The sequence below is a fragment of the Parabacteroides sp. AF27-14 genome, assembly GCF_003635425.1.
Lineage (GTDB): Bacteria > Bacteroidota > Bacteroidia > Bacteroidales > Tannerellaceae > Parabacteroides > Parabacteroides distasonis.
In genome coordinates, this window is sequence record NZ_QTLZ01000011.1 from 119,632 (window position 1) to 145,956 (window position 26,325).

Here is a 26,325-nt window from a genome sequence, read left to right on the forward strand (position 1 = left end):
TGATAGTAAACACACAGTATCTAGGTAAAAACAGTCAATGTTCTCAAAAAAACACGTACGAGTTTTTCCGGAAACACGTACATGTTTTTTGAAATTCACGTACGTGTTTTTTTCGAGTGGTTATATCCTATAAATCCAACAATTTACGGATAGTCATTATAATACTTCCACGTATTCTCCCGTTTCCTGTTTCTCTTCTTGTCACGGGCACTTTTCCAGAAAATAGTCTCTAGTAAATCCTCTGCGTCGAAATAGACTCTTATGGTAGCAAGTACCCCTCCCCTTCGCTGGCCATCCTTCACGACATCCGAGTATATATTAGTCAGTTTTACGTTGGCAGCCATAGGAACCTTACCTACCTTAAACTCTTTCCAATCCTGATTCTTAGGGAGCCTAATCGTGTGCGCTTGCTTCTGTATGGCCAATGAACGGGAAGGTGACTTAAAATTCAGCAGCATGAATAGGACTGGGGTAATCGAATCATAATTAGTCAACCTACGTAAAGTATCTAACTGTACATATTCCGAGAAGTCTTTTGTAATCGGCAACTCACCTGGCGAGGATAACATATGGGTTCCCGGTTGATCGGGTCGTAGAAAAGTCCCGCTTTCTATCGCCTTCTGAAACTCAGGATTCAAACGTATCTCCTCCTTGCCGGATAAAAATTCTTGCAGGCGCAAAGAATCCTGTTCCGTCCACTGCGCATGGGCCATCGTAGGTAGGATGAATACTATCAAAAGGAATATAGGTCGCATCTTCACGTCTCTCATCTTCATAATCCTCATTACATTTCTATCACCAAGACTCATTCCTCCATTAAATCCCCCATTCGAGTCGAGATACTTTAAGATTTATTGGGATGCTTATACCCTATTTGAATCTTAATATGGATTACCTTTATGCGATCAATCCAAATCCAATATAGATATGTTGATATTATTATCTCCGGCTAAGACAATGACCGGGACATCCAAGATAAAAGCGCCGCAAGGCACGACTCCACGTTTCCAGCAAGAGGCGAACGAGATCGCCCTGCATATGACCCAATTTCCCATTGACGAATTAAGTCGTATCCTCAAGCTCAGCCCGAAACTGGCGGCGGAATGTTACCGCAGATACCAAGATTTTCATGCGGAAGACAACCAGCCCTTGCAAGCGATACTCGCCTATACCGGTGTCGTATTCAAGAATATCAGCCCGAAAGACTTCACGGAGGAGGATTTTCTTTTCTCGCAAGAACATATGCGTTTCGTATCGGGATGCTACGGGTTACTTCGCCCATTAGACCTTATCAAGCCTTACCGGATGGAGTTCGACGTAAAAATCCCGGAACTAGGCGACGGGAATATGTACACCTTCTGGAAGGACAGGCAAACAAATATATTAATCCATGACGTCCGACAGGGAGACGGAATCCTACTGAATCTAGCCAGCTTGGATATCCAACCCTCTTTCCAGTGGAAGGAGGTGGAGCGATCCGTCCGGATCATCACGCCCGAGTTCAAGATCTGGAAGAACGGCAAAGCGGAGACGATCGTGATCTATGCCAAGATGTGCCGGGGACAAATGAGCCGCTATCTCATAAAGAACCGGATTTCTGACCCGGAGGCATTAAAAGCATTCACATGGGAAGGCTTTTCCTATAAAGAATCCATGTCCGAGGGGGATAATTGGGTATTTCTACAAGAATAATTCTAGGCTTATCCAATAAAATCAGATGATCTACGTTTTATAAAAACAATTCGTAAAAATCATAAAAAGGTTTATCCTTCTTTAATTTAGCGGTGATATGAAAAGAACCTTTACATATTTATTACTACTTGTTCTATTGGTTTGCGGAAAGCAAGCCTATAACCTGTTAATCTCGAATGAATCGATCCGGAGCAACCCTACCGGAGCCTTGTCTGACATCGCGGATGAGGTAATCGCCATTCCATTACAGGACTCAGGGACGCATTCGATCAGGGAGGCCAAGTATATCCGTCAAGAGGGAGATAACCTATTCCTTATCAGCAATGAGACGCTTTATCGTTTCAATCGCAAGGGAGAATTTATCTGTCGCATCACCCATCCGGATGACATACGGGTAGCGGGGTATGTAGTGAACCCGGCCAACCAGCAGCTGATCGTACTTGGAAACACGGACGATATTTTCTATTACTCATTCAATGGTGATCTCCTTACCCGTAAGAAACTGAAATGCGACCTTCCGGAGAATAGGCATATGCTATCCATATCCATGCACAATAACCGGATATTTACCACCGAGGAATGTGTTCATGGGGATACGGCAGGGAAAACTGCCACGATTGAGAAACAAATCGTTGAATACGATTCCTCTTTCCATAAATTACAATCTCATACGATCCGTCCGGTCGATCTGGAACGTTCCGCATGCCCGATCGGTTGTCTCGCCCCGGAAGTAGCCGTGGAGCCCGGAAGCGGAACGGTTTATGCCTACGCCCCCTCCTATCAACCCGGGAACTTATTACGGGACACTTTATATATTAAGCAAAAGCGGCAAAGCCAAGCCTTGGAGAACCTTGCAGGAAAGAATACACTGCCTTTGCTACCGATCCGCATGGGTAGCCGTTTCTGGGTATCTACTTACTATAACGCAGAGGATGAGTCCAGAAATTACACCTTCTGTTATGATACGGAGAAGGAAGAATGCTGGCAGGTAAAAGAAGGATTAAAAGATAATTTTTATCAAACCGGTAATGTGCGACGAATGGACCCTATCGATCCCTATTGCCATTCCTATTGTTTCAGCAAATCCGGAGAGGATCTGCGAAATACTTTCCCCGCACAGGCCCAAGGGGAAAGCCTCGTGTTATTTATCGTGAAATTGAAAGGGTAAATCCAGTTAATATTTCAATAGAGAGCAGACTGATGGGTACAAAATAATATGTATCTTCGTACCATTCTAAAAAAGCATTAAGTACATGAAAAAACTTTTAACCTGCATTGCCTTGGGCTTTGCGACTACCAGCTACGCTGTAACCCCTTTGTGGATGCGTGATGTACAAATTTCTCCTGATGGAACAGAGATAGCGTTTTGTTACAAAGGAGATATCTATAAAGTACCGGCCAAAGGAGGAACAGCGACACAACTTACCACCCAAGCATCGTATGAATGCACGCCAATCTGGTCTCCGGACGGAAAACAAATCGCTTTCGCCAGCGATCGTAACGGCAATTTCGATTTATTCGTAATGCCCTCCAACGGTGGAACGGCACAGTGCCTCACCACTCATTCCGCCTCCGAGATTCCATCGGCCTTTACTCCCGACGGTAAATACGTACTCTTCTCCGCATCCATACAAGATCCCGCCCAGAGTGCCTTATTCCCGACCTCGGCCATGACGGAACTTTATAAAGTGCCGATCGGTGGCGGACGTACGGAGCAAGTATTGGGAACACCCGCCGAGATGGTTTGCTTCGATAAGTCCGGAAAGACATTCTTATACCAAGACCGTAAGGGCTTCGAGGATGAATGGCGTAAACATCATACCTCGTCCGTCACCCGGGATATATGGATGTACGATACGCAAACTGGAAAACATACCAATTTGACCGACCATGCGGGAGAAGACCGCAACGCCGTATTTACCCCGGATGGACAGACGGTTTACTTTCTGAGCGAACGCAACGGAGGTTCTTTCAATGTATATTCATTCCCTCTCAACACCCCACAATCTATAACGGCGGTTACTAAGTTCAAGACACATCCCGTACGTTTCCTCTCTACAGGTAGCGACAATACATTATGCTACACATACGATGGCGAGATCTATACACAACGTCCGGGAGTCAATCCGCAGAAAGTGCGGATTGATTTGATCCGTGACGATCAAGAGCAAATCAGCGATCTGAATTCCAGCAAAGGAGCTACCTCAGCCACCGTATCCCCCGATGGCAAGCAGATCGCCTTAACCCTAAGAGGCGAGGTATTCGTCACCTCGGCCGATTACAACACGACCAAACAAATCACCCATACCCCGGCCGCCGAAACAGGCGTATGCTTCTCGCCGGATAACCGTACCTTGGCTTACGCCAGCGAGCGTGGTGGTAATTGGCAACTTTACTTGGCTAAGATCGCCCGTAAGGAAGAAGCTAATTTCCCGAACGCGACGATTATCGAAGAGGAAGTTCTCCTGCCTTCTAAGACCGTAGAGCGTAATTATCCTCAATTCTCGCCGGATGCTAAGGAACTCGCTTTCATAGAAGATCGTATGCGGCTGATGGTAGTCAACCTTGAGACGAAGAAAGTACGCCAAGTCACGGATGGCTCCACATGGTATAGTACAGCCGGCGGTTTCGATTACTCATGGTCGCCGGACGGTAAATGGTTCACGCTCCGGTTTATCGGAAACAAGCACGATCCTTATTCGGATATCGGCTTGGTTAGCGCGCAAGGCGGGGAGATTACCAACCTGACCAATAGCGGTTACACCAGCACCTCCCCACAATGGGTACTGGATGGAAACGCCATCTTATTCACCACCGAGCGTTATGGAATGCGTGCGCATGCTTCATGGGGCTCCTTGAATGATGCCATGCTGGTATTCATGAATCAAGACGCTTATGATAAATTCCGCTTGAGCAAAGAGGATTATGAGTTGCAAAAGGAACTGGAAAAGGAGCAGAAAGAGGTAACCGGGGACAAAATCGACGACAAGAAAAAAGAAGATAAAGCCGATGAAAAGAAAGACGAAAAGCCCAAGGATATCGTAGTGGAACTGAAAGGAATCCAAGATCGTATCCTACGTCTTACTCCTAATTCCTCCGAAATGGGTAGCGCCGTCATCTCGAAGAATGGCGAGACCTTATATTATTTCTCGGCTTTCGAAGACAAATACGACCTGTGGAAAATGGACTTGCGCAAGAAAGAGACCAAGCTACTCCACAAGATGAATACCGGATGGGCGAACATGGAAATGGATAAGGAAGGTAAGAACCTGTTCTTGTTGGGTAGTAATTCCATGCAAAAAATGGATATGGGATCGGAGAAACTAACACCGATTCATTACCAAGCGAACTTAAAAATGGACTTGGCCGCCGAGCGTGAGTATATGTTCGACCATGTCTATAAACAAGAGCAAAAACGGTTCTACAACGTGAATATGCACGGCGTAAATTGGGACGTTATGACCGCCGCCTACCGTAAGTTCTTGCCACATATCAATAACAACTATGACTTCGCAGAGTTGCTAAGCGAATATCTGGGAGAACTCAACGTATCTCATACCGGAGGACGCTTCCGTCCGCAAACAAGCGGCAATGTTACCGCCAACCTAGGCCTACTTTTCGATTGGAACCATAGCGGCAAAGGTTTATTAATCGCTGAGGTAGTGGAAAAAGGCCCGTTCGATCACGCACGTTCCAAGGTAAAAGCCGGTACCGTCATGGAGAAAATAGACGGGCAAGAAATAACCCCGGATATGGATTACTCCAAGCTATTAAACAATAAGACCAAAAAGAAGACCTTGGTTTCCCTCTACGATCCACAAACCAAGGAACGCTGGGAAGAGGTAGTCTTGCCTATCAGTAACGGTGAGTTAAATAACTTGCTTTATACCCGCTGGGTGAAGCAACGTGCCGCCGACGTGGATAAATGGTCGAACGGACGATTGGGATACGTCCATATCCAATCCATGGGAGATCCTAGTTTCCGCTCTGTCTACTCCGATATCCTAGGTAAGTATAACGACCGGGAGGGCATCGTCATTGATACCCGCTTTAATGGTGGTGGACGTTTGCATGAGGATATCGAGATCTTGTTCAGCGGAGAGAAATACCTCACCCAAGTGACACGTGGCCGGGAGGCTTGCGATATGCCTAGCCGCCGCTGGAATAAACCTTCCATCATGCTCCAATGCGAGGCTAATTATAGTAACGCACATGGAACCCCGTGGGTTTATAAGCATCAACACATCGGACGTTTAGTTGGTATGCCCGTACCGGGGACAATGACTACCGTCTCTTGGGAAACCCTGCAAGATCCGACGCTGGTATTCGGCACACCTATTACCGGTTATCGCCTGTCGGACGGTAGTTACTTAGAGAACACACAGCTGGAACCGGATGTTAAAGTCGCTAATTCTCCGGAAACTGTTGTCAAAGGGGAAGATACGCAATTGAGAACAGCGGTAAATGAATTGCTGAAAGAGATCGATAAAAAGTAGTTTAAAACGAGACTACTCTCATCGCCTGTCGGGAGTAGTCTCGTTTTATTATGTAACCTTCTATTAAAAAACAGGCGATATTCACTCTGCCTAAGTCGTGATATGCTTATAGGGAGAATGACTAAAATCCAAGAAACACATCTCATAGCAAATGGTCAGCCACACTACAATGCAAGGCCAAGCTTTTATCACATACGGACGGATCAGTCCATTCCGGACAATCGATGGAACCAGCTCTGTAGTGGATAAGCCAACAATCACCAAGGTAGTTATCCAAAGCCAATAAGTATATTTCTTATGGGGCGATACACTGCATATATACCAGATAGCGACTCCTATCATCGCTATGATATACCCACTCGCCTCGCTTCCCGTACTGAATAATACGACAAACAATAAAACATTAGCTAATAGCATAAAGCGAAAAGCCGGATATTTATATTGCGAGATCCTTAAATATGGAATGCAAAATAAAATCAAGCCCGGTATGATAAGCCACATATCGCTATAGTCCGGATTCCCGGATATCTTTCGAACCACTCCCAATAATGATATATTTTGTGGATCAGCGAACATATTCAACATATTTTTCACCTTCAATCGCTCAAACCAATCTATATACTGAGAGATCACATACTCAATCCCCGGTGTATAAAGTACCGGGATCACAAAGCAAACCAATCCCCAGAAAAGACAAGAGACTAATAATCTCACTTTCTGCCTTGAGAAGAAAAAGAATGCCAATCCCACGATTGGATAGATCTTGATAAATGTTCCGAGCATAATAATGCCTGCCGCCCAGAAATCCTTTTTCTCCAGTATCAAGACAAACGATAATAAGATAAAGGCCGCTACTGATATATTGAATTGCTGTACTCCTTGAGCCGTCATCAACTCACAATACGAATACCAATAAATAATGATTTTTTGGGTACTCGACAATGGCAATCGGCTAATCGCATAAAATAATAGGGCGGTATTCCCCGCTATCCATAAGATCATACCCAGCCATTCCGGTAACAGGGCGAAAGGAGCTATGATAAGACTGAATAAGACTCCATAATGGTTTGAATCATAATATTCCGGATAATGATCCCCATATAAGGTTAAGCCTTCGATAGCATGCCAGTAGACTCCTTCAAATATCTTATAATTATTATATTTCCCGATCAACAACTTGACAATAGCAAAAATAACACCTGTTAGCATCCATACCCCGAATACAGCCCGGGGCTCTCTCCATACCGGATGGGTGGCTAAAGTCTTTAATCTCATATCCAATTTCTTCCTTTCAATCAGTCCACAAAGATAAAAAACCTAATAAAACGAGCCTAATAAAAAAGAAAAGACTGTCTGGGTATATAACCCGGACAGCCTTTTCCTTTATGATACAGACTCTATTCTGAGTATTCCCTATTAATTAGCGAATGATTTCAAAGGAACACTTACTCCCATGTAAAGATTCATGGCGTTACCGCTGACCGGTAAGCATTGTGGAGTTACCTTTGTCAACATATAATCCGATCCGATAAAGAAATTGATCCAAGACGGTGAGAAATTCAAGGCGATACCATACGTCTTGAACTTACTATGGATAAATGAGTAGCTCAGCGTAGCCTCAAACCATTTCACCGGACGGTAATTACCGGACAATGTCAGTTCCGTATAGGCTTTCGGGGAATAAAGACGAGTGCTCGACAATAAACCGATACCTAACTTGTTTTCCAGTAAACGGTACTCGCCACCGATATTGATTGTCGAACGAAGACGGGTAGTGCTTCCGGACTCACCCTCTTTCTTGAAATGAAGCAAGTTCTCGAAATCTTCCTTGATAGCGTCAAACTGATCGCCCATGCTCGGTATATCACCGTTATTCTCGCCAATAGCCAGATCAAAGCCGTTAAAGTCGAAAGTTCCATCCAACTTACCTAGCGTGCTACCTCCCTTGCTCCAGCTGATAAAACCTAAATCAAGGACAGCGGCGGATAACATGATATTCTCGGTCAATTGGTACGTAGCACCCAAGTCCACTCCCATACCGAAACCGCTAAGACCCGGAGAATCGAAATCAAAGCTATTATAATAATCACGGCCTTGCTCGTCTACTTCCATTTCCGGAACCAAGCCTTTCATATTCGTCTGCAATGTACCGGTAGAGGTAACTTTCCAGCTAGTCTCTCCCATCTCTGCATGCATCTGATCGATCGTAGCGTCCATAGAACCTACGCCCCATAACAATTTAACCTTACCTCCGACTGTCAACTTATCCGTGATAGGACGAGAATATCCTACACCTGTCTCCAAATAAGCCTCGGCATACGCCCTGATATTACGGATATCATACGTGCTCTGAGATCCATTACCCTTTTTCATGAACTCGAACAATGTCTTCGGAGCACGAATATTCGCCAATCCCTTGATAGAAACATCAACCGTCCAGAATCCCTTGCCGGCGTACCAGCCACCGGATAGAACCTGCGTACCAAAATCCATGTTTACCTGATTCTCGTCCTTCAAGCCATTCAGGAAAGACTCGGTATTCACGGAGTTATCCATGAACGTAACGGTCTCACCATTCTTCGGATAAATAAAATTATCCACAGCTATTCCGTTCGTACCATACGAAGCGCCAACCGCTCCTAATACCGGAATGGAAACATAGCCTCTCTCGGGACGATACGCCGGATTCATCGTCGTGCGTGCCGTAGAGGATTACATGAAGTAAGAAGTTCGTATTTGCTGGGCGGATACCGACATCCCCACAGTGGTCAATAAACATAAAGCGCACAGACCTCTCTTATACATATTATATATAGTATTCATCTTTCTTTTTCGTAATTTAAATGGTTAGTACTGGGATCAAATAGAAATTCCGCCTTCTTTCTTAAGTTTCAAGTTGAAGGTCGTTTTCTGGCCTTTCTTCAAAGCCTCGCTTTGATCTCTACCCGTTAAATGTAAATTCAGGTCTATATGACGTGCGTCCTTCATTTTCGGCATATCCTCCTTCGTGATCTCGAAGACAACCTCTCCGGATTGTCCTTTTACCTCTTGCGCCGGGAATTGGATATCTACCGGTACATTGTTCTCATCCATGATCACCATCTCGATAGACATATCGAACGGCATCTCGTTCGTAACCTCTCCATAGATCTTCGCGCTTCCGTCCGAGAAAATATAGTCTACGAAATCCTCATCAAAAGCGTCCTCGATCCGCTCGACGGATACGGCGCTAAATTCCGGTGCCGGAGTCAACGGAAGCTCTACCGCATAGCGTAACTCGCTCAAGGCATCCATAGGAGCGTTCGCCCATTGTTTGCTATCGGCGGACAAAGACAAATGTATTTTTTGAGGAACAATCTGTACGATTCCCGGTAACTTCTCGTTCTTGACAAACTTAAAAGCATCCGTCTTCGGATCAAGAGGGCCGATCCAAATATTAGGAGACACCGTTGACAAGGTAAAACCAGAGGAAGTAGCCTCCTTTTTACTTGCGTTCTCAGCCTCGATAGACAAGCTACAATCCAAAGAGGCATTCTTTACATTCGACTTTAATGTAATATGGGGATTCGTTAACGCCAAAACGAAATCGCCATCAAACAAACCATCGATATCCCCAGTCGTTATATCTTCCGAGGCGATCTCCACTTTATCAGAGGCGGCCCGTAAGCTTTTCCCCTTAATCTTCATCTCTCCATCATAGATCATGACGTAAGCCCCGTCGACTTCCCGAATGGAAGGGACTTTCTCTACATTCACAACGTCATCCGACGTTACATAACCCGTACCGAGGGGAGCTATCCAAGACTCACCCATTACCGCATCGTCCGTATTGACATCGCTTAAATCATACTTACTATCCACACATGCCGCTAAACAGCAAGATGATAGCAATAGCATCACTAAATGTTTGTTTTTCATATAAAGTTATTTTTATCAAAATTATGACCCTAACAGCGCGCAAAAATAAACAAAATAAATGAAAGTTTAGCCATAAAAAAGGAGTGGCATCGTATTATTAACGCCACTCTTAGCTTATACTATCTTTGACAATCAAAATATTCTTCCGCAAATACGAATCTTCATGACCGGATAAACCGTTAGCTTGTCCATGATCTTCGTAAAGGTATCATCCTCGTCTATCTCATTCAACAAGTCCTTTACATCCCCTGAATCCGTATACACCTCCGGTTTGCCATGGAATTGCACACCCAGCTCAAACATCACGCCAACCCGTTTCTTAGGAACCGCACGACCGAATCCAAGACCTAGATAAGGACGAAAACCGGACACTTTCAATCCACCGGAATCGTATAATCACCGATAACTATGCCCGCACTTTCTCCTTGGGCGATCAGGTCTTTCAGCTTATCACTATGCCCTTCTATCTTCACCAAGGAAGAACCACCGAAATAGGCGCCGGCCGCAACGAAGAACGAAGAAGCGTGAGGAAACGGGTAAACATTCACCAACAACTGTCCGGAAGTACGTTTCAAGCTACCTTTGACATCCATGGAGTATGTATCATTATACACACCCGCTCGCAGATCGTTAACATCTACATCCACGTCCGTATTAATGCTGAAACCCGGCATAAAGGTAAGACCACCTCTCAACGCCAGATAAGGCGTAATAGGAGTAGCGACCTCCACATCTACACCCGTCAAACCAACACCCACTCCTGCCGAAACAGAATTGAAAATCCCTAACTCCTTTTGAGCTGAGATAAAATTACACGTCGCAAACATGCTCACGAACGCACAAAGAAGAAATAGTCTTTTCATTTTCACCATATAAGTTAAATTGTTATTCACCCTAGACTCACAAAAATAAATAAAAAACATGAAACATTCGTTGTAAAAAAGAAAAAGCGACATCGAATTTGCCTCGATGTCGCTTTTTTACGGATAAAGTATACTATTTTACGTATAAGCGTACGTTATTCCTCCTCAGAATCGTCTTCCTTCATATTATGGAATACGTTTTGAACGTCTTCGTCTTCCTCTAATTTCTCGATAATCTTCTCGATAGACTCACGCTGTTCCGGAGTAACCTCCTTCAAATCGTTCGGAATACGTACGAACTCACTACTCAAGATCTCGAAACCATTCTCCTCCAAATATTTCTGGATCGCCGAATTCTGCGCGAACTCACCATAAAGAACAACCTCGTCCTCGTCTTCCTCAACCTCATCTACACCGAAGTCGATCAACTCCAACTCTAGGTCTTCTAAAGAAAGATCCTCTTTTTTAGCGATATGGAATACGCATTTATGATCGAACAAGAACTCCAAGCTACCGGATGTTCCCAGAGAACCACCGTTCTTATTGAAATAACTACGAACGTTGGCTACCGTACGAGTCGTATTATCCGTAGCGGTCTCAACGAAGATAGCGATACCGAAAGGACCATATCCCTCATAGTTCATCTCCTTATAATCCGTGAAATCCTTGGATACGGCACGTTTAATGGCACGCTCCACGTTCTCCTTCGGCATATTCTCCTTTTTGGCGTTCTGCATCAACACACGTAAACGAGGATTATTCTCGGGCTCCGGCCCACCTTGTTTTGCCGCGATCGTGATTTCCTTACCTAACTTCGTGAATACACGGGCCATATTGCCCCAACGCTTAAACTTTCTCGCTTTACGAAACTCAAACGCTCTTCCCATATGTTTATCAGTTTATCTTTATTTTATGTAATTAAATTCTTATCTCAATTGAGCACCTAGCTTTTGTTCCAGATTCGTCTGGATCTTCTTCATGATAGCGTCGATCTGCTTATCGTTCAAAGTCTTGCTCTCATCTTGCATGAAGAAGCTTACGGCATAAGACTTCTTGCCCGCCGGAAGGTTCTTGCCCTCGTAAACGTCGAACAGAGATACTTCCTTCAATAGCTTGCGATCGCTATCCTTAGCGATTTTCTCGACCTCGCTAAACTGTACGCTCTTATCAAGCAACAACGCCAAGTCACGTTTAACGGCCGGGAACTTGGAAATCTCGGAGAAGGTTACTTTCGCCTTCTTGATCTCCTTCATCAATTGGGTCCACGACAACTCAGCGTAATAAACCTCCATATCGATATCCAGCATCTTACGAAGTTTCTTGCTTACGATACCCATCGTACCCAATTGACGTCCGGAACCGGTCGTGATGCTTAGGCCCGAAGAATAGATATCATTCGTCAAGTTACCGAAAATAACCCGTTTCATATCCACGCCCAAGCGGGCTAAGATATTCTCTACGTAAGCCTTCAACTCATAAACGGAAGATTTCTCGTCAGGATGCGCCCAGTTGTTCTCCACCCGGTTGCCGGCTACCCAGATGCCTAGACGGTAATCCTCGCTGAACTGCGCCAAGGTCTCATCTTCCTTCTTGTTATCGATATTATAATCATAGCAATTACCGAACTCATAGAAACGGACATTGCCATTCTTACGCTTCATGTTATGCTCGATGCTCTCCAAGCCTCCGAACAACAAGGTCTGACGCATGCAGTTCAAATCAGCGCTTAACGGGTTCATCAACATGACACAATGCGCTTCCGGATAAACAGACAGATCCGTATAATAAGCGGAGCGTGTCAAGGAATTGTTCATGATCTCGTTGAAACCACAACCGCAAAGTTGCTCCGAGATCAAGTTCTGCAATTTCCAGCTACGATCCGTAGGAGTCTGGTAACTTAAATTGGACTTCACGTTATCGCTGAACTCCACGTTATTATATCCGTAGATACGAAGAATGTCCTCGATCACGTCTACATCACGCTGCACATCGATACGATATACGGGAACATGCAAAGTCAAGCCCTCGGCAGTCTCGGATACGATCTCCATCTCAAGGCTTGCCAAGATACTTTTCACGGTCTCTACCGGAATATCCTTACCGATCAACGTATTGATCTTCTCGTAAGTCACCTCAACCGTATACGGTTCCGCCACGGCAGGATAAACATCCTGTACAGCACCCGTGATCTTACCTCCCGCCAACTCTTGTATCAACAAGGCGGCACGTTTCAATACATACATCGTATTGTTCGGATCCAAACCACGCTCGAAGCGGAAAGAAGCGTCCGTATTCAAGCCAAAACGACGGGCGGTCTTGCGAATCCACGTCGGATGGAAACAAGCGGATTCCAAAAATACGTCGGTAGTCTCCTCCGTCACGCCGGAATCCAAACCGCCGAACACGCCACCGATACACATCGGTTCCTCGACGTTACAAATCATCAAGTCACGATCGGTCAACGTACGCTCCACGCCATCCAACGTGACGAATTTCGTACCAGCCTCGGCCGCCTTGACAATCACTTTATTTCCTTTGATCTTACCCGCGTCAAAAGAGTGTAAAGGCTGCCCTAACTCATGCAGGATAAAGTTCGTTATATCCACTACGTTATTGATGGGACGAAGGCCGATCACACGCAAACGGTTTTGTAACCACTCCGGGCTCTCCTTCACCGTAACGCCCTTGATCGTAACACCGGAATAACGGGGACAAGCCTCCGTATTCTCTACCACGACCTCTACGCCCGGTGTCTCGTCATCGATCTTGAAAGCGTCTACCGAAGGACGTCTCAATTCGGCGGGCTTGCCGTTTTGCTTCAAATAAGCGGCCAAGTCACGGGCGACACCGAAATGGGAAGTAGCGTCTACACGGTTCGGGGTGATATCCACCTCCAGCACGTAGTCGCTCTTTACATTATAATAATCTTTAGCTAACGTACCTACAACAGCATCGGCGGGAAGTACGATAATACCGTTATGGTCGGTACCGATACCGATCTCGTCCTCGGCGCAAATCATACCGTTGGACTCAACGCCACGGATCTTGGATCTCTTGATGGTAAAGCATTCGTCACCGTCGTACAGTTTCGTGCCATTCACGGCTACGACCACTTTCTGTCCGGCAGCCACGTTCGGGGCACCGCATACGATTTGTAAAGGAGCCTCGCCACCTACATTTACGGTCGTAATATGTAAATGGTCAGAATTCGGGTGTTCCTCACAAGTTAACACTTCACCGATAACCAGTCCCTCAAGTCCGCCCTTAATGGTTTGAACTTCCTCTACTCCACCGGTTTCCAAACCGATAGAGGTAAGCGCCGCAGCAACTTCTTCTGGCTCCAGATCGAAATCAAGATACTCTTTCAGCCAATTGTAAGATATATTCATCACTATAAAATTTATTCTCTAAAGAGACGGCCTCTATTGATAGCCGCCGAATTGACGGACAAAAGTACGAATAATAATTCAAACGATACAAAAATATCCTCATGAACTTCTACGAACTCTTAACTGCGCCAACGCATGCGTTTCATTCATTCTTAATTTTCTATCGCGAATCATAGATAATAGAGACTCACTTTACGATGAGTCAGAATAAAGATGTACCTTTGCGGGAGGTTTTAACGTTACAACTATTTTTTATGCGTATAGATATACTTACCGTACTTCCCGAGATGATCGAGGGGATGATTAATTGCTCTATCGTCAAGAGGGCGCAAGATAAAGGATTAGCGGAGATTCATTTACATAACCTACGGGATTACACCACTAATAAATGGAGGCGGGTGGATGATTATCCGTTCGGAGGAGAGGCCGGAATGGTGATGCAGATCGAACCGATAGACCGGGCGATCTCAGCGTTGAAAAGCGAACGGGAATATGACGAGGTAATCTATACCTCCCCGGATGGCGAGACACTCAACCAGCCCATGGCCAACAGTATGTCTTTACTAAATAATATGATTATCCTCTGCGGGCACTATAAAGGGATCGACTATCGTATCCGTGAGCATTTGATAACGAAAGAGATATCCGTAGGAGACTATGTCCTTACCGGAGGAGAGCTGGCCGCCGCTATCATAACCGACGCCGTGGTACGCTTGATACCGGGAGCGATCGGCGACGAGCAAAGCGCCCTCTCCGACTCCTTCCAAGATGACTTACTGGCCCCGCCTGTTTATACACGTCCCGCCGATTACAAAGGTTGGAAAGTACCCGAGGTACTATTATCCGGGCACCAGCGCAAGATCGAAGAATGGCGCTTGCAACAAGCACAAGAGCGTACGGCACGCCTCCGGCCGGATTTATTGAAATAGCAGCGTTAAAAAACAAGGCCGGGGATCATCCCCCCGATGATACCCCGGCCCCTCTATCCACAAACAATCATGGCTACAACATCACTCTTATTTATTGAAACGTTCTTTCAATTTAGCTAACATGTCTTTTGTCATGGCATCCAAATCATACTCCGGCTTCCAGCCCCACTCTTGGCGGGCGCAAGTATCATCCAACGAGTTCGGCCACGACTCGGCGATAGCCTGACGCAAAGGATCTACCTCATACTCCATCTGGAATTCAGGCATATATTTCTTGATATTATTAAAGATGATCTCCGGATCGAAACTCATCGACGCAATGTTGAAAGAGTTGCGATGAACGAACTTCGTAGAATCCGCCTCCATAATCTCGATAGCGGCACGCAAGCCGTCCGGCATGTACATCATATCCATGAAAGTACCGGCTGCGATCGGGCAAACGAATTTCTCGCCCTTAGCGGCCGAATAGTAAATATCGACAGCGTAATCCGTCGTACCACCACCCGGAGGTGTCACATAAGAGATCAATCCGGGGAAACGAACCGAACGTGTGTCCACGCCGAAACGGATATTATAATAATCGCTTAACAACTCGCCGGATACCTTCGTCACGCCGTACATCGTACGAGGATTACGGATCGTATCTTGAGGAGTCTTGTCTTTCGGGGTATTGTTACCGAAAACGCCAATAGAGCTCGGCGTAAATACGGCGCAGTGCATCTCACGGGCCACCTCAAGCACATTGAACAAGCCCCCCATTCCGATCTTCCACGCCAACTGAGGTTTAGCCTCTGCTACAGCCGACAAAAGAGCCGCCAAGTTGTAGATCGTATCAATATTATATTTTGATACCGTCTCAGCGATCTGCTGCTCGTTCGTGATATCCACGATAGCGGAAGGTCCCGATTCTAACAACTCGCCTTTAGGTTCCGCACCCGGGATATAACCCGCTACTATGTTCCCACCGTAGATACTTCTTAATTTCATGGTTAACTCTGATCCGATCTGACCGGTAGAACCAATTACTAATACATTCTTCATCGCGTTTAATGAGATTTAAGTTTTTTTCCGTCGGCAAAGGTATAGAGAATAAAACAGTTTAGACATGAATTTCTTCTCTTTTTTAGTATTAAAATTCAAAAAAAAAACAGACCTTTGTCTGTCGCTTTGACAACGAAGCTACTACTCACATCTAAATACTAATAAAAAACGAAGTTTTTATGTACGGAAAACTTAAAGAATTCTTGACAAATGAACTTGAAGGCATCAAAGCCGCTGGTTTATACAAGAACGAGCGTATCATTACTACGCCACAGAGAGCCGACATCAAAGTAAATGCCGGAAGTGATGTTTTGAACTTCTGCGCCAACAACTATCTTGGCCTGTCCGATAACCAACGACTGATCAAGGCCGCGAAAGAAGCCATGGATACACACGGTTATGGTATGTCGTCCGTTCGTTTCATCTGTGGAACGCAGGATTTGCACAAGCAATTGGAAGCAGCCATCTCCGACTATTTCAAGACTGAGGACACGATCCTTTACGCCGCATGTTTCGACGCTAACGGTGGTTTGTTCGAGCCATTGTTCGGCGAGGAAGACGCTATCATCTCGGATGCCTTGAACCACGCCTCTATCATCGACGGTGTTCGTTTATGCAAGGCTAAACGTTATCGCTACGCTAACGCCGATATGGCGGACTTGGAGCGTTGCCTACAAGAGGCGCAGGCCCAACGTCACCGTATCATCGCCACGGACGGCGTGTTCTCCATGGACGGCAATGTCGCTCCGATGGACAAGATTTGCGAGCTTGCCGAGAAATATGACGCATTGGTTATGGTGGACGAGTCTCACTCTGCCGGTGTCGTAGGCCCGACGGGTCATGGCGTAGCCGAGCAGTTTGATGTTTACGGACGTGTAGATATCTTCACGGGTACGCTGGGTAAGGCGTTCGGTGGTGCCATGGGTGGCTTCACGACCGGAAAGAAGGAGATTATCGATATGTTACGCCAGCGTTCTCGCCCCTACTTGTTCTCTAACTCCGTAGCTCCGGCCATCGTAGGCGCAAGCTTGGAGATGTTCAAGATGTTGAAGGAGAGCGACGCTTTACATACGAAATTAATGAACAACGTAAGTTACTTCCGCGACAAGATGCTGGCAGCCGGTTTCGATATCAAGCCGACTCAATCCGCTATCTGCGCCGTTATGTTGTACGACGCTAAGTTGTCTCAAGATTTCGCCGCCAAGATGCAGGAAGAGGGTATTTACGTAACCGGTTTTTATTACCCGGTAGTACCGAAGGGACAAGCTCGTATCCGTGTACAATTGTCCGCCGGCCACGAGACTGAGCATCTGGACAAGGCTATCGCCGCGTTTATCAAGGTAGGAAAAGAGCTAGGCGTTATCAAATAACACCTCTCTCATTCATCATACAAGGCCACATCCGGGCAAGATGATCTGGATGTGGCTTTTTAATCACTAAGAACAATCATGCAACTCAGTAACTACCATAGTCATTGTACTTTTTGTGATGGAAGAAGTATTCCGGAGGATTTCGTGAGATTCGCCATAACACACGGGTTCCGTGCGTACGGTTTTTCCTCCCACTCGCCGCTTCCGTTCGAGACCTTCTGGAATATGTCTAAAGACGATATGCCGGAGTATCTGCAAGAGATAAACCGACTGAAACAGAAATACAGCGATCAACTAGAAATATATGCCGGTCTGGAGATTGATTATCTGGACGAGACCTATAACGCCTCGATCCCCTATTTCCAAGAGTTGCCTTTGGACTACCGGATCGGTTCCATCCATTTCTTGCCCGTATCAGAGCGTCTGGTCGAAGAGAACATGGTCTGTATAGACGGCTCATTCAGGGAATACGCCCACTCCGTGGAGCGTCATTTCGAGGGAGATGTCCGGTTGCTTGTCAAGCGTTTCTTCGATACCACGATGAAAATGATAGAGGCCGGAGGCATCGATATCGTCGGGCATATGGACAAGATCTATATGAACGGACAGAAATACGAGATCTTCAATTTTGAGGAGGATTGGTATCGGAAGCCTTTTGAGGCTTGTCTGGATCTGGTTCAGGAGAAAGGATTGATGGTAGAGGTCAACACCAAGAACTGGACCAAGAAAAAAGAGCTTTACCCCCGTGTGGAATACCTATCACGGATGCGGGAAATGAATATCCCTGTCATGGTGAACTCCGATTGCCATTATCCGGATTTGGTGAACGACGGTCGCAAGGAGGCTTTCAAGTTGCTGAAGCAAGCCGGCTTCAAGTCCACCCGTGAGCTCGTGAAAGGCAAATGGCAAGATATCGCCCTCTAGGATTTATTTTTCCGCTTATACAGGAAAGATTGCCAACGTTCCTCGGCGTTCCCTTGACGAAACATGTCATAACGTGCCATCGTAAAGAACAGATCCGATAAACGATTCACGAACGCCATGATCCCGGCAGGAACCGGGTCTTTCCGATTCAATGTCCACAAGCGGCGTTCGGCCCTGCGGGTGATCGTACGGGCCAATTGGAGGTGCGCCGAAACAGGTGTGCCTCCCGGAAGGATAAAATACCCGTTATCCTCCATCTGGGCGGATAGATCATCGATATGGGACTCACAAAAGACGGCCAAATCATCGGGGAGCGGATTCGGATTCTTATCACGGATCGCCGATGGTGTCGCCACATGAGACATCACGGCCATCATCTCACGCTGTATCCTACCCAGCAACACCTGCCATTCATGATCGGGAGGCAGCAACGTACGGACAATGCCGATCTCGGCGTTCAACTCATCCAACGTCCCATTCGCCTCGATACGGATGTCATCCTTATCGACACGCTCACCGCCATGTATGCCGGTTTTTCCTTTATCTCCTCCACGGGTATATATTCTCATAGGATACTCATTTTAGGACTTATGAAAAAAGACTACCGTATTCCGGCGATAAACACTATAGTATTCATTTCCAAACACTACTGTGTTTATCCACGAATGCTATAGTGTTCTCACACGAACACAGTAGTCTTTCCTATTCGTTAATCAAAGAAGTGCTTAAACTTACTGAAGATTTTCTCTTTCATCGTCTTATTAGGCTGGAAGTTCGGTGAATTCTCCAATCCGTTCAGCGTCTCTTTCTCCGTAGACGACAAAGTCTCGGGGATATATACACTCACGTTCACCAACAAATCGCCCGTACCATAACTATTGATGGAAGGAAGTCCTTTATTACGCAAACGAAGCACCTTACCCGGCTGTGTACCCGGCTCGATCTTCAATTTCGCCTTTCCGTCGATGGTCGGGACCTCTACCGTGGCTCCCAAGGCTGCTTGCGGAACACTCAATAGCAGGTTGTATAACAGATCGTTCTCATCACGAATCAACTCCGGATGCGGTTCCTCCTCGATAAGGATCAATAAGTCACCGTTGATTCCACCATGTCGTGCGGCGTTGCCTTTACCATTCATGGAGAGCTGCATGCCCTCGGCTACACCGGCAGGGATATTGATCGTGATAATCTCATCGTCGCGAACGACGCCCTCACCGTTACACTCCGTACATTTCTTGACAACGATCTTGCCCTCGCCACCACAAGTAGGACAAGTCGTCTGCGTCTGCATCTGCCCAAGGATCGTGTTGGCGATACGGGTAACGACACCGCTACCTTTACACGTATCACACGTCTTCACACCCTCCGAGCCTTCCGCCCCGCTACCGTGACAATGCGAACAAGGCACATACTTCTTCACCTTGATCTTCTTTTCCACGCCGTTAGCGATCTCTTTCAGGTTCAGCTTCACCTTCACACGCAAGTCCGATCCACGGTTCACACGGCGTCCTCCACGAGAACCGCCGAAACCACCGAAGCCACCAAAACCGCCAAAATGTCCACCAAAGATGTCGCCGAACTGGGAGAAGATATCCTCCATGGACATACCACCACCGAAGCCGCCACCTTGTGAAGCCCCGCCGACACCCGCATGGCCGAATTGGTCATAACGCTGACGCTTTTGCGGATCGCTCAACACGTCGTATGCCTCTGCCGCCTCCTTAAAGTTCTCCTCCGCTTGCTTATCGCCCGGGTTCTTATCCGGGTGGAATTGTATCGCCTTCTTACGGTACGCTTTCTTTATCTCATCCGCCGATGCATTCTTCTCAACGCCCAGCACTTCATAGTAATCCCTTTTAGCCATCCTTGTATTTGTTATTTGCCGATTTTCCGATTATTCTCCCACTACTACTTTAGCGTGACGTATTACCTTGTCAAATAAGGTATATCCAGTTTGTACGCAATCCAATACCTTGCCCTTCATGTCCGGTTCCGGAGCGGGAATCGTAGCGATAGCCTCAAACTCCTCCGTGTTGAACGGCTTACCTATGGCCTCGATCGGCTTTACGCCTTGCTGAGACAGATAGCCCATGAACTTACCGAAAATCAAGTCCACGCCTTCTTTAACGGCCTCTACATCCTCAGCCGTGCGGACGTTCTGCAAAGCACGCTCGAAATCGTCGATAATAGGAAGAAGGTTCTTTAACGCACCCTCGCCGCCAGTCTTGATCAAATCGGCCTTCTCACGCATCGTACGTTTACGGTAATTGTCAAACTCCGCCATCAAGCGCAGGTGGGAATCGTTCAATTCGTTATATTTCTTTTGCAAGGCTTCCACCTCGCCCGACACATTGTCAGAGCCGGCAGTTTCATCTGCCGCATTTGACTGTTCTTCCTGCAAATTTGTCGCTTCCTCATTATTCACGTTTTCGTTTTTTGAAGCGTTTTCTTTTTTCTCGTTTGGATTCATCTTGCTCATAATCTATCTGATTTTTTTCATTACTAACTAATTGTAAGCGAAATACGGTACCACATAAATACCCTTAAAAAGTATATACACAGCATCCATATCAAGTTCATACACTATTATAGCAGCAAATATATTGCCAACTATTCCACCACATCAAAAATATCTTTACCTTTGCCTATGTTTTAAACGAAACAGGTATTTTTAGAGTAAATAAAATTCCAGAATATGATGAGAAGTGTGATTTTATCAACGTTGCTATTAGTATTGGCGGTCTGTACGGTTTCCGCCCAAAACAGGAATACATCCATCTGCCGACTAGGCTTCACATACGATATCAGCCAGAGCAAGAACTGGGGAAATAACAAGCCGGTCATTAAAAGCGTCATCCCTTATTCATCCGCCGAGCAAGCAGGTATTAAGAAATACGACGTGATCGAGGAGATCAACGGTGTACCTGTGACGGAAATATCTGTCGATGAGATCCCACAACTGCTGAATCCCGCCGGAAGAAACGATGTCCTATTGACCATCAGCAACCTTTCCTCTCCTTCTAAACAAGTATTAGTAAAGAAGGACTGCAAGAAAAGTAACGCCATCACGGAAGACCAGCTGGCATCCGCCTATGCGATGTATAGCTTGGAGACAACCAATGAGCAAGAATTCGTATGCCCGTTCAAGACTACCGTCACATCCGACGGCGTAGATTTCGGTAACTTCAAGACATTCGCCTTCTCGACCATCGACGAGAATAACCGTAAACTGGAAACGGTCATCAACGAATGCATCGAGAACGAGTTGACCAAAAAAGGACTTACGGTTGATATCGCGAAGCCGGATTTATTGATACAGACTTTCTATTTTTTCGATAAGAACCCGAACTATCTGGGAGCGAATAAAGTATTGGTAGAAAAAGAACCGACTTACCGGTACAACTTCTCGCACAGTAAGATGGAGAAATTCCCGTTCTTGAATTACGCCGCCGCCGAAGCGGAAGCCGAATATCTGTTGCAATTCGGTATCCGTATCATCGATCAAAAAGAGATCCCCGGACGTGTACTCTGGGAATGTGAGGCGAACGAGTTGCTGGAAGACTCTTATCGTTTAGACGAATACGCCCGGGTGCATGTCCCGTTGATGTGTATGCAATACCCATACACGAAATACGGACGTAACGTACCGTTCAAGGTGAGCAAGAAGACCTATAATTATACGGGGATCAGCTACGATATCGATAAATTGGATCAAGTGGTTGACGTAGATCGTAACTCTCCCGCTTATGCGGCAGGCATCCGTCCTCGTGACATTATAGAAAAGATCGGCCGCCATAAGATGGATCATTCGGCAGAGGAGTTCTCATCCGCCTACAAACGCTTTATCACGAACACGATGCAATATCGTGATCCGAAGACGATGTTTACGGACGCGAACGGTTTCAAATATTGCATGTTTTGGGACGTATTCAAATATCCCCAAATAGCGGATGCGTCGCAAAGCTCCGATTACTTGCCGGCGTTCTCTTATTTATACTATTTCGCCCCTTATATTAATCCGTCCGGCAACAACGCCTGTACATTTAATATAAAGCGTGGCAAGACAAAATTAGAAGTAATTATCCGTCCTACCATTCGCTCTGAAGTGACGGTAGAGATCAAATAAAGATTTTACAAACACGTGATATATCCACAAAATTTTGAACAAAAGACGGGCTTTGATAAGATCCGTCACTTAATCACAGAAAAATGTTTAAGCCCGCTCGGGGAAGAGCGGGTAGCGGAGATGGGATTCTCCGCCGATTTCGAGGTCGTATCCAAGCGATTGGAACAAACCGATGAGTTTATCCGTATCCTACACGGAGACACGGAATTCCCCGCCAGTTATTTCTTCGACGTGCGCTATTCCTTGAAACGGATTCGGCCGGAAGGTACTTGGCTGGATGAACGGGAGTTGTTCGACCTCAAACGTTCCTTGCAAACGATCAATGACATCGTACGCTTCTTCAAGCCTATGGACGATGAGGAAATCAAGTATCCGGCCTTAACTGAATTGGCGGGAGATATCTTTGTCTTCCCCCAATTGATTGGAAAGATCGATAGCATCCTCGATAAATTCGGCAAGGTCAAGGACAGTGCTTCCTCCACCCTATCGCAAATCCGCAGGGAGATAACGATCACGATGAGCGGTATATCCCGCAGCCTGCAATCCATCCTCCGTGCGGCACAATCAGACGGGGTTGTCGATAAGGACGTGACACCGACCATGCGCGACGGTCGTTTGATGATCCCGGTAGCCCCGGCCTTCAAACGAAAGATAAAAGGTATCGTACATGATGAGTCCGCCAGTGGCAAGACGGTCTTTATAGAGCCGGAGGTGGTCGTGGAAGCGAATAACCGCATCCGGGAACTGGAAGGGGAAGAACGCCGGGAAATCATTAAGATACTGACGGAATTCACGAACGTGATCCGTCCTTTAGCCCCGGATATCCTACAATCTTACGAGTTTCTTGCCGACATTGACTTCATTCGTGCGAAAGCGTTATTCGCGGAGCAAGTCAAGGCGATCAAGCCGATCGTGGAGGATAAGCGACAAATGGATTGGGTACGTGCCGTGCATCCGCTCTTATTCCTGTCTTTACAGAAACAGGGCAAGCAGGTAGTTCCCCTCGATATCGAGCTGACCGAGGGAAAACGGATCTTGATCATATCCGGTCCGAACGCCGGTGGTAAATCCGTTTGCCTGAAAACGGTCGGATTACTTCAATACATGTTGCAATGTGGTTTATTGATTCCTTTGCATGAGCGATCAAGAACCGGGATCTTCGAGCATATATTCATCGATATAGGCGATGAGCAAAGCATCGAGAACGATTTGAGTACCTACAGTTCCCACCTTACCAACATGAAGTATTTCGTGAAGAATTGTAACGAGCGGACCATTATCCTAATCGATGAGTTCGGTAGCGGTACGGAACCCCAGATTGGCGGCGCTATCGCCGAGGCTTTATTGGATCGCTTCAACCGGAATCATAGCTTTGGGGTAATCACGACCCACTACCAGAATTTGAAGCATTTCGCCGAGGATACGGAGGGTATCGTAAACGGTGCCATGTTGTACGACCGCCATTTGATGCAGCCCTTGTTCAAGCTTTCTATCGGAAATCCGGGTAGCTCGTTCGCCGTAGAGATCGCACGCAAGATCGGTCTGCCCGAGGACGTGATAGCCGACGCTTCCGCGAACGTCGGAGCGGATTATATCAATATGGACAAATACCTGCAAGATATCGTACGCGATAAACGGTACTGGGAAAGCAAACGGCAGAATATCCGTCAGCAGGAGAAAAAACTGGAAGATGTCACTTCTCGTTATGAACAAGACTTGGAAGCCGTAAACAAGCAACGGAAAGAGATCATCCGGGAGGCAAAGGCCGAGGCCCAACGTATTCTAGCGGAGGCTAACGCCAAGATCGAGAATACCGTCCGTGAGATCAAGGAGGCCCAAGCGGAAAAAGAACAGACCAAACTGGCCCGCAAAGCCTTGGAAGAGTTCAAGAACTCCGTAATGGCGACCGAAGAAGAAGACGATAAGATCGCACGCAAGATGGCGAAGCTCAAGGAACGGAACGAACGGAAGAAACAGAAACAAAAAGTGACGGCCCAGCCAATATTTAATAAAGAGGTGATAGAGGTCGGTGACAATGTACGCCTTAAAGGGCAGGTTTCCGCCGGAACCGTTATGGAACTACAAGGAAAGCAGGCCGTAGTAGCATTCGGGATGATCAAAAGCACGGTTAAGCTGGAGCAGTTGGAAAAGGTAAGCAAAGGCCAGATCAAACGGGAAATCCAGAAAAGCACGTTCGTCAGCTCCCAGACCACTGACAATATGCATGAGAAGAAGATAAACTTTAAGCAAGAAATCGATGTGAGAGGAATGAGGGGCGATGAGGCATTGCAAAGCGTGACCTATTTTATCGACGACGCCATTCAAGTCGGGGCAGGCAAGGTTCGCATCTTGCATGGAACCGGTACGGGTATCTTACGTCAGCTAATCCGGGATTATCTGCGCACGGTTCCCGGTGTCCGTCGTTTTCAAGACGAGCATGTGCAGTTCGGAGGCGCCGGCATCACCGTTGTTGAATTCGATTAAAAAGAGATCCTTATTATGAGACGGAATGAATATACACACAGGAGAAGACATATATCCAACCGGCATTTATCGGACAAGTATTATTACGCCGGCGAACATGAGACAGCAACCGGCATCCGTCTCACGCAATACAACGAACAATCTTTGCATACGAAAGAGGTGCGGATAACCGACACCTCTTTCAGCAAACTATCCGACCCGGATCAGATCAATTGGTTCGAGGTTAGCGGATTGACCAACGCGGATGCCATTACCCGTATCGTAAAAGATTTCGGACTGCATAATCTGGACGCTAAGGATATCTTGACTCCCCAACACGTGGTCAAGGTAGAGGAATACAAAGGACGAATGCTTATCGTATTAAACTCCTGCTATTACGATGTCAATAACGAGATGCGGTCTGAGCACATCAGTATACTGGTAGCGAACAATACGGTTATCACTTTTACGGAAAGCAACAACCCCGTATTCGAGGCCGCTCATAAAGCGCTACTATCCAACATGCTGAACATCCGGAAAAAAGGCAGTGGATTGCTGCTCGCTTTCCTTCTAAACACGATCATAGCGAATCTAGTAGAATCCGCCTCAAAGGTAGAAGAGATACTAGAGGATATAGAAGAGACTTTGCTCGATCCTAAGAACGATCAGGGTAATATGGGTTCCCTAATCCAACAACACCGCCATGAGTACATGATTATCCGTAAGAATAGCCAACCGCTGAAAGATCAATTCTCAAAACTATTACGAACAGAGAACGGGATTATCACCCCGGATATCCTGCCGATCTATAATGACCTGCAAGACCAACTCCAATTCGTTATCCAAACAACGGAAAGCTGCCGGGAAATCACCTCTTCCCTTGTCGATCTTTATATATCCAATAACGATCTTAGGATGAACGCCATCATGAAACGGCTGACGATTGTCTCCACCCTTTTCATCCCTTTGACATTCTTGGTGGGCGTATGGGGTATGAACTTCAAGATAATGCCGGAATTGGATTGGCGTTACGGTTATTTCATAGCTTGGGCCGTCATGATAGCTACCGGAGTATTGACTTGGCTATATATGAAACGAAAGGATTGGTATTAAA

The 26,325-nt window shown here is 46.3% G+C and carries 19 protein-coding genes and 1 pseudogene; 9 read left to right on the forward strand and 11 right to left on the reverse strand.

Features of this window, described 5'->3' with window-relative positions; translation table 11 throughout:
• Positions 1-143 precede the first annotated feature (143 nt).
• Positions 144-776 carry a DUF4858 domain-containing protein gene (locus DWY79_RS13045; RefSeq protein WP_122369479.1) on the reverse strand — a complete coding sequence of 211 codons (633 nt, stop codon included), beginning with the start codon at positions 774-776 and terminating at the stop codon, positions 144-146.
• A gap of 151 nt (positions 777-927) precedes the next feature.
• Here DWY79_RS13045 and yaaA point away from each other — a divergent pair, with 151 nt between their 5' ends.
• The 3 genes from yaaA (at position 928) to DWY79_RS13060 (ending at position 6,188) form a co-directional block, all read left to right on the forward strand.
• On the forward strand, positions 928-1,692 hold the full coding sequence (yaaA, locus tag DWY79_RS13050; RefSeq protein WP_122369457.1) for a peroxide stress protein YaaA: 765 nt from the start codon (positions 928-930) through the stop codon (positions 1,690-1,692).
• 97 nt (positions 1,693-1,789) lie between these two features.
• Complete coding sequence (locus DWY79_RS13055) at positions 1,790-2,860, forward strand: 6-bladed beta-propeller (RefSeq protein ID WP_122369458.1); 1,071 nt, start codon at positions 1,790-1,792, stop codon at positions 2,858-2,860.
• 85 nt (positions 2,861-2,945) lie between these two features.
• Positions 2,946-6,188, forward strand: a complete 3,243-nt coding sequence (locus DWY79_RS13060) for a S41 family peptidase (protein ID WP_122369459.1) — start codon at positions 2,946-2,948, stop codon at positions 6,186-6,188.
• A 90-nt stretch (positions 6,189-6,278) separates the two neighbouring features.
• Here DWY79_RS13060 and DWY79_RS13065 read toward each other — a convergent pair whose 3' ends face one another.
• From DWY79_RS13065 to pheT, 6 genes and pseudogenes are all read right to left on the reverse strand, one after another.
• Entirely contained in the window at positions 6,279-7,463 is a 1,185-nt protein-coding gene (locus DWY79_RS13065) for a glycosyltransferase family 87 protein (protein ID WP_122369460.1), read from the reverse strand.
• Between the two features lie 141 nt (positions 7,464-7,604).
• Complete coding sequence (locus DWY79_RS13070; RefSeq protein ID WP_233563976.1) at positions 7,605-8,879, reverse strand: DUF5723 family protein; 1,275 nt, start codon at positions 8,877-8,879, stop codon at positions 7,605-7,607.
• A gap of 168 nt (positions 8,880-9,047) precedes the next feature.
• Positions 9,048-10,106, reverse strand: a complete 1,059-nt coding sequence (locus tag DWY79_RS13075) for a DUF4621 domain-containing protein (RefSeq protein WP_022192116.1) — start codon at positions 10,104-10,106, stop codon at positions 9,048-9,050.
• 132 nt (positions 10,107-10,238) lie between these two features.
• Positions 10,239-10,978: pseudogene (locus DWY79_RS13080) on the reverse strand (hypothetical protein).
• Between the two features lie 146 nt (positions 10,979-11,124).
• Positions 11,125-11,856: a YebC/PmpR family DNA-binding transcriptional regulator gene (locus DWY79_RS13085; RefSeq protein ID WP_005856672.1), complete on the reverse strand. Its 732-nt coding sequence runs from the start codon at positions 11,854-11,856 to the stop codon at positions 11,125-11,127.
• A gap of 39 nt (positions 11,857-11,895) precedes the next feature.
• Positions 11,896-14,358: a phenylalanine--tRNA ligase subunit beta gene (gene pheT / locus DWY79_RS13090; RefSeq protein ID WP_122369461.1), complete on the reverse strand. Its 2,463-nt coding sequence runs from the start codon at positions 14,356-14,358 to the stop codon at positions 11,896-11,898.
• A 254-nt stretch (positions 14,359-14,612) separates the two neighbouring features.
• On the opposite strand from pheT, the gene trmD reads away from it, so the two are divergent.
• Complete coding sequence (trmD, locus tag DWY79_RS13095) at positions 14,613-15,287, forward strand: tRNA (guanosine(37)-N1)-methyltransferase TrmD (protein ID WP_008772076.1); 675 nt, start codon at positions 14,613-14,615, stop codon at positions 15,285-15,287.
• A gap of 87 nt (positions 15,288-15,374) precedes the next feature.
• Here the strand turns inward: trmD and DWY79_RS13100 are convergent, their stop codons facing one another.
• On the reverse strand, positions 15,375-16,328 hold the full coding sequence (locus DWY79_RS13100) for an NAD-dependent epimerase/dehydratase family protein (protein ID WP_005856666.1): 954 nt from the start codon (positions 16,326-16,328) through the stop codon (positions 15,375-15,377).
• Between the two features lie 179 nt (positions 16,329-16,507).
• Between DWY79_RS13100 and kbl the strand changes: the two genes are divergently transcribed.
• Positions 16,508-17,698 carry a glycine C-acetyltransferase gene (gene kbl, locus DWY79_RS13105; protein ID WP_005856664.1) on the forward strand — a complete coding sequence of 397 codons (1,191 nt, stop codon included), beginning with the start codon at positions 16,508-16,510 and terminating at the stop codon, positions 17,696-17,698.
• A 78-nt stretch (positions 17,699-17,776) separates the two neighbouring features.
• Complete coding sequence (locus tag DWY79_RS13110) at positions 17,777-18,622, forward strand: histidinol-phosphatase (RefSeq protein WP_005862089.1); 846 nt, start codon at positions 17,777-17,779, stop codon at positions 18,620-18,622.
• Here DWY79_RS13110 and DWY79_RS13115 read toward each other — a convergent pair.
• The 3 genes from DWY79_RS13115 to DWY79_RS13125 form a co-directional block, all read right to left on the reverse strand.
• A complete protein-coding gene (locus tag DWY79_RS13115) occupies positions 18,619-19,191 on the reverse strand; it encodes a cob(I)yrinic acid a,c-diamide adenosyltransferase (protein WP_008780537.1) in 573 nt (190 codons plus the stop codon). The two genes, DWY79_RS13110 and DWY79_RS13115, sit on opposite strands and share 4 nt — an antisense overlap.
• A gap of 140 nt (positions 19,192-19,331) precedes the next feature.
• Complete coding sequence (dnaJ, locus tag DWY79_RS13120; protein ID WP_005856657.1) at positions 19,332-20,486, reverse strand: molecular chaperone DnaJ; 1,155 nt, start codon at positions 20,484-20,486, stop codon at positions 19,332-19,334.
• 30 nt (positions 20,487-20,516) lie between these two features.
• Positions 20,517-21,101 carry a nucleotide exchange factor GrpE gene (locus DWY79_RS13125; protein WP_005862085.1) on the reverse strand — a complete coding sequence of 195 codons (585 nt, stop codon included), beginning with the start codon at positions 21,099-21,101 and terminating at the stop codon, positions 20,517-20,519.
• Positions 21,102-21,317: 216 nt separating this feature from the next.
• On the opposite strand from DWY79_RS13125, the gene DWY79_RS13130 reads away from it, so the two are divergent.
• From DWY79_RS13130 to corA, 3 genes are read left to right on the forward strand one after another with little or no spacing between them, the layout of a single operon-like run.
• A complete protein-coding gene (locus tag DWY79_RS13130) occupies positions 21,318-22,748 on the forward strand; it encodes a DUF4136 domain-containing protein (RefSeq protein WP_122369462.1) in 1,431 nt (476 codons plus the stop codon).
• Positions 22,749-22,763: 15 nt separating this feature from the next.
• Positions 22,764-25,232 (forward strand): endonuclease MutS2, encoded by a 2,469-nt coding sequence (locus DWY79_RS13135; RefSeq protein WP_036617931.1) that lies wholly within the window; start codon positions 22,764-22,766, stop codon positions 25,230-25,232.
• Between the two features lie 15 nt (positions 25,233-25,247).
• Positions 25,248-26,324, forward strand: coding sequence for a magnesium/cobalt transporter CorA (corA, locus tag DWY79_RS13140; RefSeq protein ID WP_122369463.1), 1,077 nt, complete (start codon positions 25,248-25,250; stop codon positions 26,322-26,324).
• The last annotated feature ends 1 nt before the right edge of the window (position 26,325 follow it).

Excerpts from the sequence above, each read along its gene's own strand:
- DWY79_RS13065 (WP_122369460.1), bottom strand. The coding sequence starts at position 7,463 with ATGAGATTAAAGACTTTAGCCACCCATCCGGTATGGAGAGAGCCCCGG.
- DWY79_RS13130 (WP_122369462.1), top strand. The coding sequence starts at position 21,318 with ATGATGAGAAGTGTGATTTTATCAACGTTGCTATTAGTATTGGCGGTC.
- DWY79_RS13100 (WP_005856666.1), bottom strand. The coding sequence starts at position 16,328 with ATGAAGAATGTATTAGTAATTGGTTCTACCGGTCAGATCGGATCAGAG.
- kbl (WP_005856664.1), top strand. The coding sequence starts at position 16,508 with ATGTACGGAAAACTTAAAGAATTCTTGACAAATGAACTTGAAGGCATC.
- DWY79_RS13125 (WP_005862085.1), bottom strand. The coding sequence starts at position 21,101 with ATGAGCAAGATGAATCCAAACGAGAAAAAAGAAAACGCTTCAAAAAAC.
- DWY79_RS13075 (WP_022192116.1), bottom strand. The coding sequence starts at position 10,106 with ATGAAAAACAAACATTTAGTGATGCTATTGCTATCATCTTGCTGTTTA.
- yaaA (WP_122369457.1), top strand. The coding sequence starts at position 928 with ATGTTGATATTATTATCTCCGGCTAAGACAATGACCGGGACATCCAAG.
- DWY79_RS13045 (WP_122369479.1), bottom strand. The coding sequence starts at position 776 with ATGAAGATGAGAGACGTGAAGATGCGACCTATATTCCTTTTGATAGTA.
- DWY79_RS13070 (WP_233563976.1), bottom strand. The coding sequence starts at position 8,879 with ATGAATCCGGCGTATCGTCCCGAGAGAGGCTATGTTTCCATTCCGGTA.
- trmD (WP_008772076.1), top strand. The coding sequence starts at position 14,613 with ATGCGTATAGATATACTTACCGTACTTCCCGAGATGATCGAGGGGATG.
- DWY79_RS13115 (WP_008780537.1), bottom strand. The coding sequence starts at position 19,191 with ATGAGAATATATACCCGTGGAGGAGATAAAGGAAAAACCGGCATACAT.
- DWY79_RS13085 (WP_005856672.1), bottom strand. The coding sequence starts at position 11,856 with ATGGGAAGAGCGTTTGAGTTTCGTAAAGCGAGAAAGTTTAAGCGTTGG.
- DWY79_RS13055 (WP_122369458.1), top strand. The coding sequence starts at position 1,790 with ATGAAAAGAACCTTTACATATTTATTACTACTTGTTCTATTGGTTTGC.
- dnaJ (WP_005856657.1), bottom strand. The coding sequence starts at position 20,486 with ATGGCTAAAAGGGATTACTATGAAGTGCTGGGCGTTGAGAAGAATGCA.
- DWY79_RS13110 (WP_005862089.1), top strand. The coding sequence starts at position 17,777 with ATGCAACTCAGTAACTACCATAGTCATTGTACTTTTTGTGATGGAAGA.
- pheT (WP_122369461.1), bottom strand. The coding sequence starts at position 14,358 with ATGAATATATCTTACAATTGGCTGAAAGAGTATCTTGATTTCGATCTG.
- DWY79_RS13060 (WP_122369459.1), top strand. The coding sequence starts at position 2,946 with ATGAAAAAACTTTTAACCTGCATTGCCTTGGGCTTTGCGACTACCAGC.
- corA (WP_122369463.1), top strand. The coding sequence starts at position 25,248 with ATGAGACGGAATGAATATACACACAGGAGAAGACATATATCCAACCGG.